A 14,684-nucleotide genomic window follows, 5' to 3' on the forward strand; every position below is an offset into this window, starting at 1 on the left:
GGAGAGAACCATGTCTTCGGCCAACCTGACCACCGAGGCCCCGTGGGTGCGCCGCGTGCTGATCGCGGTCGCGCTCGCCTTCGTCACCCTGTTCCTCCTGGTGCCGCTGGTCGCGGTGTTCTGGGAAGCGCTCGCCAAGGGCTGGGAGCTGTACCTTGCCGCCCTGGTCGAGCCCGAGGCCTGGTCGGCGATCAAGCTGACCCTGCTGACCGCCGCGATCGCGGTGCCGCTCAACGTGGTGTTCGGCGTGGCGGCTGCCTGGGCGATTGCCCGTTTCGAGTTCCGGGGCAAGAGTCTGTTCACCACGCTGATCGACCTGCCGTTCTCGGTGTCACCGGTGGTGGCTGGCCTGATGTACATGCTGATGTTCGGCGCCAACGGCTGGCTCGGCCCGTGGCTGGCTGAACACGACATCAAGCTGATGTTCGCGGTGCCGGGCATCGTGCTTGCCACCGTGTTCGTGACCTTCCCCTTCGTGGCGCGCGAGCTGATACCGCTGATGCAGGCGCAGGGCCAGGACGAGGAGCAGGCGGCGATGGTGCTCGGTGCGTCCGGCTGGCAGACCTTCTGGAAGGTGACCATCCCCAACATCAAGTGGGGCCTGCTCTACGGGGTGATCCTGACCAATGCCCGCGCGATGGGCGAATTCGGCGCGGTGAGCGTGGTGTCCGGCCATATCCGCGGCGAGACCAACACCATCCCGCTGCACGTGGAGATCCTCTACAACGAGTACAACTTCGTCGGCGCCTTCGCCTGCGCCTCGATCCTGGCGCTGCTGGCGCTGGTGACGCTGCTGGTGAAGACGCTGATCGAATGGCGCATCGCCCGCCAGCGCGAGGGCGCCAAGGAACGCACGCTGGAGGCCCGCCTGGCCCCCGCCTCGACGCACTGATTCAGGAAAACCGCAGATGACCATCGATATCCGCAATATCCGCAAGAGCTTCGGCGACTTCGTGGCGCTGGACAACGTCAACCTGACCATTGCCTCGGGCGAGCTGCTGGCGCTGCTCGGCCCGTCCGGCTGCGGCAAGACCACGCTGTTGCGCATCATCGCCGGCCTGGAGCGTCCGGACGCCGGCCAGGTGCTGTTCTCGGGCCAGGACGCTACTCACACCCACGTGTCGGAGCGCCAGGTCGGCTTCGTGTTCCAGCACTACGCGCTGTTCCGCCACATGACCGTGTTCGACAACGTCGCCTTCGGCCTGTCGGTGAAGTCGCGCAAGGAGCGCCCGGGCAAGGAGGAGATCCGCGAGCGGGTGATGAAGCTCTTGAAGCTGGTGCAGCTCGACTGGCTGGCCGACGCCTATCCTTCCCAGCTCTCCGGCGGCCAGCGTCAGCGCATCGCCCTGGCGCGTTCCCTGGCGGTGGAGCCGAAGGTGCTGCTGCTCGACGAGCCGTTCGGCGCGCTGGACGCCAAGGTGCGCAAGGATCTGCGCCGCTGGCTGCGCGACCTGCACGATGAGATCCACATCACCAGCGTGTTCGTGACCCACGACCAGGAAGAGGCGCTGGAGGTGTCCGACCGGGTGGTGGTGATGGACCACGGCCACATCGAGCAGGTCGGCCGCCCGGACGACATCTACGAGTCGCCGGCCACCCCGTTCGTCACCCAGTTCCTCGGCGACGTGAACCTGTTCCACGGCCGCGTCGACGGCGGCAGCCTGACCATCGGCGACTACGCGCACAGCCTGGGCCAGCAGCACGCCGGCAAGACCGATGACGCGGTCGCCTACGTGCGCCCGCACGACCTCGACGTGTCGCGTGTGGCCGACGGGGCGCTGGCGGCCGGCACGGTGGAGCACATCCACGCGGTCGGCCCGGTGGTGCGCATCGAGCTCGCCCAGATCGGCAGCGGCGAGACCATCGAGGCGGCGCTGTCCAAGGAGCGCTACCGCGAGCTCGGGCTGATGCTCGGCGACACCGTCTATGTCACGCCGAAGAAGGTGGCGGTGTTCCTGAAGGAAGAGGCGCAGGACTACGTGATCTGAGAGCCTGCTCATAATCTTACTGCGCGGTCCTGATCGGGGCTCATGTGCTCAGCGTGCGAATCTATTGATTCGTTCAGCGATCAGAAATCCTCATGGACACCGAGTCCATTCCGGTTTCTGCGCTGCTCTTCACCCCGCTGAGGACCGCTCGCGACAGATTCTGAACAGGCCCTGGATGCACTGATTGGATGCTACATCTACGACAACGCCCCGCTTGCCGGGGCGTTGTCGTTTTCGATGGACGAAACGATTTGGCCGAAGCATTGCTTCGGCCAATGTTGTACGGCGAGGGAGGAATCAGCGCCCGACGGCGGCGCGCAGCGCGGCGAGCTGGCGGCGGCTGACCGGCAAGCGCTCGGCCACATCGGTTAGCTGTACCGCCCAATGGTCGTCCGGCGGGGTGCCGACGCGCTCGACGCTGACGATGGCGTGGCGCATCACCAGGCAGTTGCGGTGGATGCGCAGCGCGGCCGGGCCGAGGTCTTCCTCGAGCTTGATCAGCGAGTCGTCGAGCAGGTATTCCTGGCCGCTGGCGGTGACCAGCGTGACGTATTTGAGTTCGGCCTTCAGGTAGCGAGCCTGTTCCAGCGGCACCAGCTGCACGCGGTCGCGGCTGCGCACGGTGAACTGGGTAAAGCGCCTGCCGCTGACCGGACGGCGCCCGGCCGCACGCTCGAGCGCGGTGCGCAGGCGTTCCAGCCGGACGGGTTTGAGCAGGTAGTCGGTGGCGGCGAGCTCGAAGGCGTCGACCGCGTGGGTGTCCAGCGCGGTCGTGAAGATCAGTGCCGGGGGAGAGGGACAGCGTTCGCTCAGCTGGCGGGCGAATTCCATGCCCGACATGCCTGGCAGGCGGATGTCGACCAGCGCCACGTCAACCGGATGGTGGCTGAGCCAGTCGAGCGCCGAACTGGCTTCGCCGAATTCGGCGACCGGCTCGGTGCCGCAGTCTGACAGCAAGGCGCGCAATCGCTCGCGCGCCAAGGGTTCGTCGTCGAGGATCAGGATGGATAGCGCGTTCAGAGTGCCCATTGCGGTTTGCCCAGTTTTTCGACCAGCTGTCGCCAAGTGACCTGCAGCTTCTGGAACTTGCCGTCGGTCGGCGCCATGTCGCGCACCGCGAGCATGATGTCGTGGGCGCGACGCATATACTCTTCATGCCAACCCTGGCGATGCACCAGCGTCAGCGTGGCATTGACCAGGTTGAGTTTAACCTGCAGGTTGTCCGGCAGCTCGTCGGCGGCGCGCAGGAACTGCTCGATCGCCGCGTCGAAACGGCCGGCCTTTGCCTCGGCCACCGCCTGGTTGTTCAGTTCTATCACCGCCTGCACGCTTTCGCTGATCAGCTGGCGGCCCTGCTCGTCCTCGCCGATCGCGCTGAACAGCGTACCGATTCGTTCTAGCAGCATTTCGTTGTCGTGGTAGTTGCGCACCAGTTCGCGCAACACCGTCTCGCTTTGTTCGCGCCGGCCCTGCGCATGGCAGGCGCGCGCGTATTCCATCTGCGCCTCCGGCGACAGTTCGCGGGCGAGTTCGGCGAATGTCGCATCGGCCTCGTCGAGCAGCCGGCCCGCGCTGTCCTGGTGACCGAGCTTCAGCTGGATCTGGCTGTCGATCACATTGGCCATCCACCCCGCAACGGGCTCATCCCGCAGGTCGCGGCGCAGCTGCTCGACGGTGCGCAAGGCTGCCGCATCATCGCCACGGGCCAATTGCACCCGCGCCGCCAGTGCGTAGTGCCCCGGCACGCGTCGCCACGAATGGCGGGCCAGCTCGAGCGCCTCGCGGGTGGCCTGCTCGGCCGCGTCCAAGTCGTCGTTGAGCAGCGCCACCTCGGCCAGCTGCTGCTGGCGCTGCACCAGCATCGGCGACAGGGCAACGGCACGAGTCAGACTCTGCTGGGCGGCCTTCAACTGGTGGTTGAGCTGCTGCAGCCGGGCCAGCCCGTCGTACGCCTCGATCACTTGGTCATTATCGGCGAGGACCTCCTCAAATAATAGACGCGCTTCGTCGTATTCCTTCAAACCGAGTAGCGCTTTTGCAAGACCGAGTTTGATCCACGGCACCGGCTTGATTCTGAGCGCGTCCATATACAGCGCCTTGGCACCGGCGAAGTCGCTGATCTTCAGCAACAGCATGCCGCGCAGTTTCATGAACTCCAGCGCGTGCGGGCTGCGCGCGGCGACCTGGCGTTTGCAGATCTCGATCGCCACCAGGTAGTTGTGACGCAGGATCGCCTCGTCGAGCACCCGGAGTGCGGCGCGGCGCTGCATCGCGCGCTCGAGACGCTGGCGCAACAGTTCGCCGGTGAACGGCTTGAGCAGGTAATCGTCGGGGGCGAGCTCGGCCGCCGAGGTGACGCGCTGGGCGCGACGCTCGCCGGTGAGCAGAATGAACACGCAGGACGGCTTGATCAGGTTGCGGCCGCGTGCCTCGTCGAGCAGGTTGAGCCCGTCGCAACCGTTGCCCAGGTCGAAGTCGCACAGCACGATGTCGTAATCGTGCTTGGTGAGCTTGGTCAGCGCGTCGGCTATGCGGCCGGAGTAGTCGATCTTCTCCGCCCCGAAAGAGGTCAGCGTCATTCCGAGCGAGCGCTGCATGTCCGGCACGCTGTCGACGATCAGGATGCGCCGCCGCTTGTACGGGTTGCTTTCCTGGCGACGGGCGGAGGCCTCGCGGCTGGACGCCGCCACGTTGGAGAGAGTGGTGAGGGAAAGATCGCTCATCGTCAGGAGGGCTGAAAAATCATCGTGTTAGGCCGGGGTCAGCTTGGCGTAGCGCAGGTCGAGCCATTTCACCCCGTGTTCGGCAAAATTGATCTGCAATCTTATATCGTCACCGGCGCCTTCAGCATTAATGACAACGCCAAGTCCGAACTTGGCGTGCTCGACCGATTGGCCGATGCGCCAGCCGCTGGCGTCGGCCGAACGGCGACTGGCGGCCTCGCGGTCACCGCGGCTCGGCGCGGCGTCCAGCCACGGGGCGCGCTGGTTCTGCGGCGCCGGCTTGGCGCGGGCCGACAGCACCTTGACCAGCTCGGCCGGCACCTCGTCGACGAAGCGCGAGCGGATCGGGTAGCTGGAGCGGCCGTGCAACATGCGCTGCTGCGCGCAGCTCAGATACAGGCGTTGGCGCGCGCGGGTCATCGCCACGTACATCAGCCGGCGTTCCTCCTGCAGCCCCTTATTGTCGGCCAGGCTGTTCTCGTGGGGGAACAGCCCTTCCTCCAGGCCGGATACGAACACCGCGTCGAATTCCAGGCCCTTGGCGGCGTGCACCGTCATCAACTGCAGCGCCTCCTGGCCGGCCTCGGCCTGGTGCTCGCCCGCCTCCAGCGCCGCGGCGGTGAGGAACTCGACCAGCGCGTTGCCCGGATCGTCCGGGAAGAAGCCGGCAGCGGCGTTGATCAGTTCGTCGAGGTTGGCGAGGCGCTCCTCGCCGTCCTTCTTGTCTTCTTCGTACATCGCGCGCAGGCCGGACTCGTCGATCGCCAGGCTGATCGCTTCGGCCAGGGTCAGCCCGTCGGCGCGCTCGCGCAGCTTGTCGATCAACAGCACGAAGGCGCCGAGCTTCTTGTTGCCGGGGCCGGTGCCGCAGGCGGCCTGCCACAGCGTCACGCCCTGTTCGCGGCTGGCGGCGAGCAGGCCCTCGACGGTGCGAGCACCGATGCCGCGCGCCGGCACGTTGACCACGCGCAACAGCGCGTTGTCGTCGTCCGGGTTGACCATCAGGCGCAGGTAGGCGAGCGCGTGCTTGATCTCCTGGCGCTCGAAGAAGCGCAGCCCGCCGTAGATGCGGTAGGGCAGGCCTGCCTGCACCAGTACATGTTCGAGGATGCGCGACTGGGCGTTGCTGCGGTACAGGATGGCGATGTCGGCGAGGCTGAGGCCTTCGCGCTTGAGTGCGCGCACCTCGTCGACGATGAACTCGGCCTCCTCGCCGTCGGAGTAGGCCTCGTAGAGGCGCAGCTCCTCGCCCTCGCCGGCATCGGTCCACAGGTTCTTGCCCAGGCGGCCGTCATTCTGCTCGATCACCGCGTTGGCGGCGTTGAGGATGTTGCCGGCCGAGCGGTAGTTCTGCTCCAGGCGGATTGGCGCGGCCACGCTGTAGTCGTGCATCAGCGCGCGCATATTGCCGACCTCGGCGCCGCGGAACGCGTAGATGCTCTGGTCGTCGTCGCCAACCGCGAACAGCGCGTTATTGGTGCCGGCCAGCAACTTTAGCCAGGCGTACTGCAGGCGGTTGGTGTCCTGGAACTCGTCCACCAGGATGTGGCGGAAGCGCGCGCGGTAGTGTTCGGCCAGCGCCCGGTTGGCGGCCAGCACCTCGTAGCTGCGCAATAGCAGCTCGGCGAAGTCGGCCACGCCCTCGCGGCGGCATTGCGCGTCGTAGGCGGCGTACAGCTCGATCAGCTTCTTGGTGTACGGGTCGTGCGCCGACAGCGCGTCCGCGCGTACGCCGGCCTCCTTCTGGCCGTTGATGAAGCTCTGCACCGCCTTGGGCGGAAATTTCTCGTCGGACACCTCCAGCGCCTTCAACAGCCGCTTGATCGCCGACTGCTGGTCGGCCGAATCGAGGATCTGGAAGGTCTGCGGCAGGCCGGCGTCGCGCCAGTGGGTGCGCAGGAAGCGGTTGCACAGGCCGTGGAAGGTGCCGATCCACATCGTGCGCACGTTCACCGGCACCAGGCTGGCGAGGCGGGTCTGCATCTCGCGCGCGGCCTTGTTGGTGAAGGTGACGGCCAAGAGGCCGCTCGGGGCGACCTGGCCGGTTTGCAGCAGCCAGGCGATGCGGGTGGTCAGCACCCGGGTCTTGCCGCTGCCGGCGCCGGCGAGCACCAGTGCACTCTTGGCCGGCCAGGTGACGGCGGTCAGCTGCTCCGGGTTCAGGCCGGCGAGCAAGGGGTCTTGGGGGGCGTGCAGAGTATCCATCGGCCGATTCTACACCAGAGACCGGCGTGCACCTGGCCGCGTGGCCGCATCGTCGGGCTCAGCGACGCGGCCGGCGCAATAGCAGCACGCCGAGAGTGCCGCCGGCGAGGCCGAACAGCGCGTGCCAGTAGACTACCCGCCACAACGGCTCGGCTCCCCACTGGCCGCCCGTGTAGGGCAAGAGCCACCAGCGCAGGACAGGGCGCAGCGCAAAGGCGGCAGCGGCGAGCAGCACCCAGTGCCAGCCGCGCCGTGCACGCGTGGCGCCCAGGTCGAGCAGTAGCGCCATGCCCAGATGGGCGAATACCTTGTTGAGGCCGAGTGGTGCGCCGAGCAGTCCGGCAAACAGCAGTCCGCCGGTCACCAGCACGGTGCCGCTGAGCCTGCCGTCGCGGCGGCGCAGCATCACGGTCAGGATGGCCATCGACACCAAGCCCTGGTAGCCGGGCACGCCGAGGGGCCAGCGCGCGCCGGCCTGCCAGATGCCCAGGGCGACCGCGGCGAGTACCCACTGCGGCCAAGCCGCCGGGTCGTCGCCGGTCAGGTGCCATTCGCGCCGGCGTGGCAGGGCATCCGAGTCGTTCATCGTCGAGGGTCCTTGCTGACATGAGGTGACCGCCGGGCGGCCAGACAGACACCTATGTTTAGCCAAGGGGGCCGGTGCTGGCAATCGTATCAGTGTGACAGCGTGGTGCTACAGCCTCACTCATGTTGCCACCAGTGCGCTTGGCTGGCCTGAAGCGCTTGGCCGAACTCCTCGTCGGTGATTGCTGGTAGCACCTCGAGCTGCAGCAGGTCGTTCCACTGCAACAGCCAGCGGAACAGCGCCGTCTCCTCGTCGGTCTCGACCAGCGCTACGCCGCGCAGCGCGCCGATCGCATGCCAGCGTCCGCGCAACGTCACGCCGTCGGGGGGCTGGGCGGCCGGGCCGAGAAAGCGCTTGATCGCGGCGTTGCGTTCGTGGGTGGTGAGGGTCCAGTTGATCAGGTAGAGCATCGCGCGGCTCCCGCGGCACCGGAACGGACGCTGGCCGCGCGGTGCCGGACGCGGCCAAGTCTGTCGTGAGCATAGCCGTGCCGGTGGCGCGCTTCAGGATGGGCGGCCCGGCGGCGGCGTGGCGGGGGCCGGTGGTTCAGTGCTGCTGGCCGTAGCCGTGCTCAGGGCTTCACGCCCAGCTCGCGCAGCCGTTCGGCCAGGTAGCTGCCGGCGCTGTGACGTTCTGACAGCACCACTTCGGGGCGCGGGTGCAGGAATAACGGCAACGAAACGCGGCTGTGCCGGGCTGCGTCGCCGCTCGGGTTGACCACCCGGTGGGTGGTGGACGGGAAATAGCCGCGCGAAGCCTCCTGCAACATGTCGCCGATATTGACGATCAGCATGCCGAAGTCGCACGGCACGTCGAGCCACGCACCGTCGCGGGCGCGCACCTGCAGGCCCGGCGCGTTGGCGGCCGGCAGCAGCGTCAGCAGGTTGATGTCCTCGTGCGGGGCGGCGCGCAAGGCGCCTGCCGGTTCGGCTCCGGTCAGCGGTGGGTAGCGCAGCACGCGCAGCAAGGTCTGACGGCTCTCGGCGATCATGCCGGACAAGGGTTCGCTGAAATGGTGCGCCACCTCGGCCGGGGTATGGCGCTCCACCCAGCCGAGCAGCTCGGCGGCGAGGCCGGTGGCGAGCTCGTAGTAGTCCAGCGTCGGCCGGCGCAGCGCCGTCGGGATCCGTCCCCACGGGTAGACGTGGTAGTACTCCTTCAGGTCCTTCTCGGTGTGGCCCTTGGCGGTTTCGGACACCTGGGTGGAGAACCAGCCGTCCTGGGTGTCGACCGAGAACGCGTAGTCTCGCTTGGCGTCGCCGTCGAAGAAGGCCAGCCAGTCGGCGTAGATCGCCTCGACCTGCGTCTGCGGGATCGGGTGGTTCACCAGCACGGCGAAGCCGGTGTCGCGGAGCGAGCGGGTGAACTGTTCGGCCGCATCGGCGGCACGGTAATCGACGACGCTGACCTGCATGGGGGGACTCCTGTTCGGGGGACGAAAAAGGTTTCGGCCAACCTTAGCAGAGAAGGTTGGCCGAATGGGGAGGCAGTGGGTCGCGCGGGGCCTGGCTCAGACGCGCTGGTCCATGCCGAGCGCCGGCATATCCTCGTCCGGACGACCGGCTTCGCGCGCCGGCACGCCGACCACGGTGGTGTGCGGCGGCACGTCGTCGAGCACCACGCTACCGGCGCCGACCTTGGCGCCCTGGCCGATGCTGATGTTGCCGAGGATGCTGGCATTGGCGCCGATCAGCACGCCGTTGCCGATCTTCGGATGGCGGTCGCCGTGCTCCTTGCCGGTGCCGCCCAGCGTCACGCCCTGCAGCAGCGACACGTTGTCGCCGATCACCGCGGTTTCACCGACCACCACGCCGGTGCCGTGATCGAGCATCACCCCTTCGCCGATGCGCGCGGCCGGATGGATATCGGCGCCCATCACTTCGGAGATGCGGTTCTGCAGGAAGTAGGCCAGCGTCTTGCGGCCCTGTTTCCACAACCAGTGGGTGATGCGCTGGCTCTGGATGGCGTGGAAGCCCTTGAAGTACAACAGCGGCATCGAATAGGCATCGCAGGCCGGGTCGCGGTCGTAGCAGGCCTGGATGTCGGCGCGCGCGGCGCGGCTGATGGAACAGTCGGCCTCGAGCGCCTCGCGGAACAGCTCCATCAGCGCGCGCGCGTCCATGGTCGGGCTGGCGAGCTTGCTCGACAGGTGGAAGGCCAGCACGTCCTCGAAACGGTTGTGGCGCAGTACCGTCATGTGCAGGAAGCTCGCCAGCAGCGGTTCGGCCTCGGCGGCGGCGGCGGTTTCGGTCAGGATCGCCGCCCACATCGGGTCGGCGTTGGCATCGATCATTGCAAACTCCAGGCGGCGTGGGGCCCGATGGTCACGCACAGTATCATTTCATTGCTTGGTATTATTGCGCGCCTTGCCCATGTCATGGGCATGAGTTGGCCGAGTCGGCCGGCGCGTGAAAAACAATGGCCCCTGCGTTGCGGCAGGGGCCGTGGCGGAGTGACGCGGGCTTACTGCAAGACCACGTCGAACTGCTCCTGCGTATAGGTGCTCTCCACCGACAGCGAGATCGGCTTGCCGATGAAGTCGATCAGCATCGCCAGGGACTGCGACTCCTCGTCGAGGAACATGTCGATCACCGGCTGGGCGGCCAGGATGCGGAAGCTCTTCGCGTCGAACTTGCGCGCCTCGCGCACGATCTCGCGCTGCACCTCGTAGCACACCGTCTGCGCGGTCTTGATCTCGCCGCGTCCCTGGCAGGTCGGACACGGCTCGCACAGCACGTGCGCCAGGCTCTCGCGGGTGCGCTTGCGGGTGATCTCTACCAAGCCCAGGCTGGTGAAGCCGTTCAGCGTGACGCGGGTGCGGTCGCGCGCCAGCGTCTTCGCGAGTTCCGACAGCACCTGGTTGCGGTGCTCCTCGTTATCCATGTCGATGAAGTCGACGATGATGATGCCGCCGAGGTTGCGCAGCCGCAGCTGGCGTGCGATCGCGTAGGTGGCCTCGAGGTTGGTCTTGTAGATGGTCTCGTCGAAATTGCGCGTGCCGACGAAGCCGCCGGTGTTGACGTCGATCGTGGTCATCGCCTCGGTCTGGTCGATGATCAGGTAACCGCCGTACTTCAGGTTGACGCGTCGCGCCAGCGCCTTGTCGATCTCGGCCTCGATGCCGTGCAGCTCGAACAGCGGCCGCTCGCCGCTGTAGCGCTCGATCTTGGCCACCGCCTGGTTCACGTACTGCTCGGCGAACTCGACCATCTTGCCGTAGTTCTCGGTGGAGTCGACTACCACTGACAGCGTGCTGTCGCTGACCATGTCGCGCAGCACCCGTAAGCTAAGCGGCAGGTCCTGGTACAGCAGCGTCTGGGCCGGGCTGGTTTTGGCACGGGTCTGGATGTCGCTCCACAGCTTGGACAGGTAGGCGACGTCGGCCTCGAGCTCGATGTCGGTGGCGGTCTCGGCGCTGGTGCGGATGATGTAGCCGTGCGGGCTGTCGTCCGGCAGCAGTTTTTCCAGCCGGCTCTTCAGCGACAGCCGGTCGACCTCGTGTTCGATCTTCTGCGAAATGCCGATGTGCTCGTCCTGCGGCAGGTGGACGAGAAAGCGGCCGGCCAGGCTGATCTGCGTCGACAGGCGCGCGCCTTTCGTCCCGATCGGGTCCTTGATCACCTGCACCAGCACGGTCTGGCCCTCGAACAGCATCCGTTCGATGCGCTGCGGCTCGGTCGGGTGCTGGCGCTGCTCCAGCACATCGGCGATGTGCAGGAAGGCGGCGCGCTCCAGGCCGATTTCGATGAAGGCGCTCTGCATGCCCGGCAGCACGCGCTTGACCTGGCCGAGGTAGATATTGCCGACGATGCCGCGGCTGGCGGCACGCTCGACATGCAGTTCCTGCACGACGCTGTCCTCGACCACCGCGACGCGGGTCTCCTGCGGCGTGATGTTGACCAGAATCTGCTCGCGTGGGCGCGGCAGGTCGCGGGGCAGGGGAATGGGTTGGTGCAGCATGGCGATCCCCTTCAGGACAAGGTCAGGCCGAATTCGGCGAGCAATTGGGCGGTTTCGTAGAGCGGCAGGCCGACCACGCCGGTGAAGCTGCCGTCGAGGTGCTCGACGAACACCCCGGCGCGGCCCTGGATGCCATAGCCACCGGCCTTGTCGAACGGCTCGCCGCTGGCGACATAGCGCTCGATCTCGTCGTCCGACAGCGTCTTGAAGCGCACCGTGGTCACCGACGTGGCGACTTTCACGGTGTCGTCCTGGCGCACCGCCACCGAGGTGATCACCTGGTGTTCGCGGCCGGAGATGGCGCGCAGCATGCGGCGCGCGTCGTCGGCGTCGACGGGTTTGCCGAAGATTTCGCCATCCAGCGTCACCGTGGTGTCGGCCGCCAGGAGCGGATGGCTCGGCAGACCGCAGTTCGTCACCACCTGCCAGCCGGCCGCGGCCTTGGACTCGGCCAGCCGCTCGGTATAGCGGACCGCATCCTCGCCGGGCAGCACCGACTCGTCGATGTCGGCGTGGATACGTTCCAGAATGATGCCGAGATGTTCCAGGAGTTCACGGCGGCGCGGGCTGCCGGAGGCGAGATAAAGCAGGTTCGAAGTTGCAGTCATGCCGGGCGGAAGCGAGAGTGGATCGATCGCTCAAGAGTACCAGAGCCGCTCGGGCAACGGCAGGGCCGCGCCACATAATGTCTTCCCATTAATGTTTAATGACAATGGTAAATTTAATGGCGTGCTCACCTAAACTATTGCATGACAAAGAGGTTTTCTATTCAATCGTCGCTTTCCCGACTTTATCCGTTTTTTTCGGAGATTACCGCCGATGCGCTGGCTGTCCCGTTGGTCCCTGCGAACCAAACTGACCTGTCTGTTCCTGGCAATGAATTTGCTGACCGTGTCGGCCTACACGACGTACTGCTATTGGGCCAGCAGCGCCCACAGCATGGCCGAGATCGACACCCGGCTGAACGCCACCGCGCGCGCCGTGCCGCTGCTGCTCGGCAACGACTTCCTCGGCCGCATGTACACCCCGGGCAAGGTCGGCCTGCCCGAAATGGTCGACAATGCCCGCCGTCTCGACGAGTATGCGCGCCCATTCGGTGTCGCCTACCTGTACCTGCTCGGCCAGCGCGACGGCAAGGTGGTGTACCTGGCCGACGGTGCCGGTGAGCAGGAGCGCGCCAAAGGCAAGTTCGGCCACCACCTGCAGCCCTACGACGCCAGCGAGGGGCTGCGCCGCGCCTTCGCCAGCGGAACGCAGGACTACGACGAGTACCGCGACCAGTACGGCAGCTTCCGCTCGGTGTTCATCCCGCAAGTGATCGGCGGGCAGCGCGTGGTGATGGCCGCTGACGTGCCGCTCACCGCGGTGGCCGAGGCGCGCCGCGAGGCGCTGCAGAGCGCGTTGGGCATCGGCGCGATCAGTCTCCTGATCGGCGGGGTGATCGCCTGGGTGCTGGCGCGCTGGCTGGCCGGCTCGCTCGGCCGTATCGCCCAGCACATCGAGCAGACCGCCATCCGTCAGGACCTGACCCAGCAGCTGAAGGTGCAGGGCAACGACGAGATCGCCCGCATGGCTGGGCAGTTCAACCGGCTGGCCGAGGCGTTCCGCCAGATCCTGCATGATGTGTCGAGTAACGCCCGCAACACCTTCCATAGCGCCGAGAACGTGCAGCAGAGCGCGTTCAACCTGCAGGCCACCGCGCAGCGCGGCCAGCAGCGCCTCGGCGAGCTGGCCAGCCATGCCACCCACATCCAGACGCTGGCCGACAGCACCGCCGGCAGCGTCGGCGCGCTGGAAGGGCGCATCGCCGGGGTGTCGGCGCAGTTGGCCGAGTCGCGCCAGCATGTCGGCGCGCTGGCCGATGGGCTGAGCCGTCATGTCGACGCCAACCGCTCGCTCGGCGAGCGTTTCGCCGCGCTGAGCCAGGATGTGAACGCGATCACCGGCGTGCTCGGCCGGATCGCCGGCATTTCCGAGCAGACCAATCTGTTGGCGCTGAACGCGGCGATCGAGGCGGCGCGCGCCGGCGAGGCCGGGCGCGGTTTTGCGGTGGTGGCCGACGAGGTGAGGAAGCTTGCCGGCCAGACCCAGGACACACTGGCCGAAACGAATCAGCTCACCAGCTCGCTGTTGGCCACCATTGCCGACACCGCGGCCAACATCGCCGAGCATGGGGGCGAGGCCGGCGAGCTCGCAGAGGCCTCGGCCGGAGTGCAGCATACGCTGGACGATACAAACGGCCTCATCGGCGAGTTGAGCCAAGCGTTCCAGAGCGCACTGGCACAGACCCGCGAAATCCGCAGCGACATCCAGGCGATGAGTGGGGCGCTCGCCGAGCTGGAGCAACATTCGCACGCTACCGCACACGAGACCGGCAGCCTGAGCAGCGAGGCGAAGAGCCTGGAAGGCAGCGCTCAGACGTTGAACCTGTCGCTGAGCGGCTTCGTGATCTGAGAACAGGTTCTGAGTCGATTGTCCGAACATGGGCGGGCGCCGGAGGGCGCCCGTTTTGCTGCCTGCGAGCGAGGGGCGGTAACGGCAACCCGTCGAGGGCTGGTCTTCCGCGGTCCCGCGGCAGCGGTGGGCGTGCCGGCTGGGCCGCTCGGCCGGCAAAGGCTCACCGAACGACGCACAAAAAAAATAGGGCCCCGATTGGGGTAATGCCGTTCACTTAAGCAAGTGAACGGCATTTTTCATGGCGCGAATCTTGCTCATACTCCGGCCAAGTTGACTCCCTCACGTTGGTCCAGATGGTAGGCAAGGCTCATAAACACCCTGATTTCTCTGCACTTTCTCAGCAAATTGACCCGGCATGGATCGCCCACGCGCTTGCAGTGACCGGCAAAGCCAGCGTGCGCCGGCGTAGATTGCCGGCCGAACAGGTCGTCTGGCTGGTCATTGCGTTGGCTATGTACCGGCATCAGCCCATCCCGGAGGTCGTCGCTCATCTCGATCTGGTGCTGCCTGACGAGGTCAATCCAGATATTGCCAAGAGCGCCTTGACCCAGGCGCGGCAGCGCCTCGGCGAGGAACCGTTGGCCCAACTCTTCGGGCTCAGCGCGCTGGTTTGGGATGAGCGGCATCAGCAGGGAAGAAGCTGGCGCGGATTGGCCCGCTACGCGATTGATGGCAGTACGCTGCGTACCTCGGATACCCCAGAGAATCGTCAGCACTTCGGAGCACAGGCTTATGCCTCCGGCGTAGCCGCCAGCTATCCGCAGT

Annotated in this window: 13 protein-coding genes; 4 read left to right on the forward strand and 9 right to left on the reverse strand. The window is 66.6% G+C overall.

Annotated features, from left to right (window positions below; all coding sequences use genetic code 11):
* Positions 1 to 10 precede the first annotated feature (10 nt).
* On the forward strand, positions 11 to 892 hold the full coding sequence (gene cysW / locus QU481_RS20005) for a sulfate ABC transporter permease subunit CysW (protein WP_289831771.1): 882 nt from the start codon (positions 11 to 13) through the stop codon (positions 890 to 892).
* A gap of 16 nt (positions 893 to 908) precedes the next feature.
* Positions 909 to 1,988: a sulfate/molybdate ABC transporter ATP-binding protein gene (locus QU481_RS20010; RefSeq protein WP_289831773.1), complete on the forward strand. Its 1,080-nt coding sequence runs from the start codon at positions 909 to 911 to the stop codon at positions 1,986 to 1,988.
* Between the two features lie 297 nt (positions 1,989 to 2,285).
* Here QU481_RS20010 and QU481_RS20015 read toward each other — a convergent pair whose 3' ends face one another.
* The 9 genes from QU481_RS20015 to QU481_RS20055 form a co-directional block, all read right to left on the reverse strand.
* A complete protein-coding gene (locus QU481_RS20015; RefSeq protein WP_289831775.1) occupies positions 2,286 to 3,017 on the reverse strand; it encodes a LytR/AlgR family response regulator transcription factor in 732 nt (243 codons plus the stop codon).
* Positions 3,005 to 4,711 (reverse strand): response regulator, encoded by a 1,707-nt coding sequence (locus QU481_RS20020; protein ID WP_289831776.1) that lies wholly within the window; start codon positions 4,709 to 4,711, stop codon positions 3,005 to 3,007. Before QU481_RS20020 ends, QU481_RS20015 begins: the two co-directional genes overlap by 13 nt.
* Before the next feature lie 27 nt (positions 4,712 to 4,738).
* A complete protein-coding gene (locus QU481_RS20025) occupies positions 4,739 to 6,916 on the reverse strand; it encodes a UvrD-helicase domain-containing protein (protein WP_289831777.1) in 2,178 nt (725 codons plus the stop codon).
* A 58-nt stretch (positions 6,917 to 6,974) separates the two neighbouring features.
* On the reverse strand, positions 6,975 to 7,502 hold the full coding sequence (locus QU481_RS20030) for a hypothetical protein (protein ID WP_289831779.1): 528 nt from the start codon (positions 7,500 to 7,502) through the stop codon (positions 6,975 to 6,977).
* Positions 7,503 to 7,618: 116 nt separating this feature from the next.
* The gene (locus QU481_RS20035) at positions 7,619 to 7,912 is read right to left on the reverse strand and encodes a DUF3303 domain-containing protein (RefSeq protein ID WP_289831780.1); all 294 of its coding nucleotides are present in this window, start codon (positions 7,910 to 7,912) and stop codon (positions 7,619 to 7,621) included.
* Positions 7,913 to 8,073: 161 nt separating this feature from the next.
* Positions 8,074 to 8,916 carry a 2OG-Fe(II) oxygenase family protein gene (locus tag QU481_RS20040; protein ID WP_289831782.1) on the reverse strand — a complete coding sequence of 281 codons (843 nt, stop codon included), beginning with the start codon at positions 8,914 to 8,916 and terminating at the stop codon, positions 8,074 to 8,076.
* 96 nt (positions 8,917 to 9,012) lie between these two features.
* Positions 9,013 to 9,795, reverse strand: a complete 783-nt coding sequence (gene cysE / locus QU481_RS20045; protein ID WP_289831783.1) for a serine O-acetyltransferase — start codon at positions 9,793 to 9,795, stop codon at positions 9,013 to 9,015.
* A 170-nt stretch (positions 9,796 to 9,965) separates the two neighbouring features.
* A complete protein-coding gene (rng, locus tag QU481_RS20050) occupies positions 9,966 to 11,462 on the reverse strand; it encodes a ribonuclease G (protein WP_289831784.1) in 1,497 nt (498 codons plus the stop codon).
* A gap of 11 nt (positions 11,463 to 11,473) precedes the next feature.
* Positions 11,474 to 12,070 carry a Maf family protein gene (locus tag QU481_RS20055; RefSeq protein WP_289831785.1) on the reverse strand — a complete coding sequence of 199 codons (597 nt, stop codon included), beginning with the start codon at positions 12,068 to 12,070 and terminating at the stop codon, positions 11,474 to 11,476.
* A gap of 211 nt (positions 12,071 to 12,281) precedes the next feature.
* Here QU481_RS20055 and QU481_RS20060 point away from each other — a divergent pair, with 211 nt between their 5' ends.
* Complete coding sequence (locus tag QU481_RS20060) at positions 12,282 to 13,916, forward strand: methyl-accepting chemotaxis protein (protein WP_289831786.1); 1,635 nt, start codon at positions 12,282 to 12,284, stop codon at positions 13,914 to 13,916.
* Between the two features lie 296 nt (positions 13,917 to 14,212).
* Positions 14,213 to 14,684 (forward strand): transposase domain-containing protein (locus QU481_RS20065; RefSeq protein ID WP_289831787.1); only part of this gene is annotated, 472 nt, incomplete at its 3' end.

Source organism: Crenobacter oryzisoli (assembly GCF_030385785.1).
GTDB classification, from domain to species: domain Bacteria; phylum Pseudomonadota; class Gammaproteobacteria; order Burkholderiales; family Chromobacteriaceae; genus Crenobacter_A; species Crenobacter_A oryzisoli.

What these genes read in the sequence shown, in the direction of transcription:
- cysW (WP_289831771.1), top strand. Translation starts at nt 11, where the DNA reads ATGTCTTCGGCCAACCTGACCACCGAGGCCCCGTGGGTGCGCCGCGTG.
- QU481_RS20010 (WP_289831773.1), top strand. Translation starts at nt 909, where the DNA reads ATGACCATCGATATCCGCAATATCCGCAAGAGCTTCGGCGACTTCGTG.
- QU481_RS20015 (WP_289831775.1), bottom strand. Translation starts at nt 3,017, where the DNA reads ATGGGCACTCTGAACGCGCTATCCATCCTGATCCTCGACGACGAACCC.
- QU481_RS20020 (WP_289831776.1), bottom strand. Translation starts at nt 4,711, where the DNA reads ATGAGCGATCTTTCCCTCACCACTCTCTCCAACGTGGCGGCGTCCAGC.
- QU481_RS20025 (WP_289831777.1), bottom strand. Translation starts at nt 6,916, where the DNA reads ATGGATACTCTGCACGCCCCCCAAGACCCCTTGCTCGCCGGCCTGAAC.
- QU481_RS20030 (WP_289831779.1), bottom strand. Translation starts at nt 7,502, where the DNA reads ATGAACGACTCGGATGCCCTGCCACGCCGGCGCGAATGGCACCTGACC.
- QU481_RS20035 (WP_289831780.1), bottom strand. Translation starts at nt 7,912, where the DNA reads ATGCTCTACCTGATCAACTGGACCCTCACCACCCACGAACGCAACGCC.
- QU481_RS20040 (WP_289831782.1), bottom strand. Translation starts at nt 8,916, where the DNA reads ATGCAGGTCAGCGTCGTCGATTACCGTGCCGCCGATGCGGCCGAACAG.
- cysE (WP_289831783.1), bottom strand. Translation starts at nt 9,795, where the DNA reads ATGATCGATGCCAACGCCGACCCGATGTGGGCGGCGATCCTGACCGAA.
- rng (WP_289831784.1), bottom strand. Translation starts at nt 11,462, where the DNA reads ATGCTGCACCAACCCATTCCCCTGCCCCGCGACCTGCCGCGCCCACGC.
- QU481_RS20055 (WP_289831785.1), bottom strand. Translation starts at nt 12,070, where the DNA reads ATGACTGCAACTTCGAACCTGCTTTATCTCGCCTCCGGCAGCCCGCGC.
- QU481_RS20060 (WP_289831786.1), top strand. Translation starts at nt 12,282, where the DNA reads ATGCGCTGGCTGTCCCGTTGGTCCCTGCGAACCAAACTGACCTGTCTG.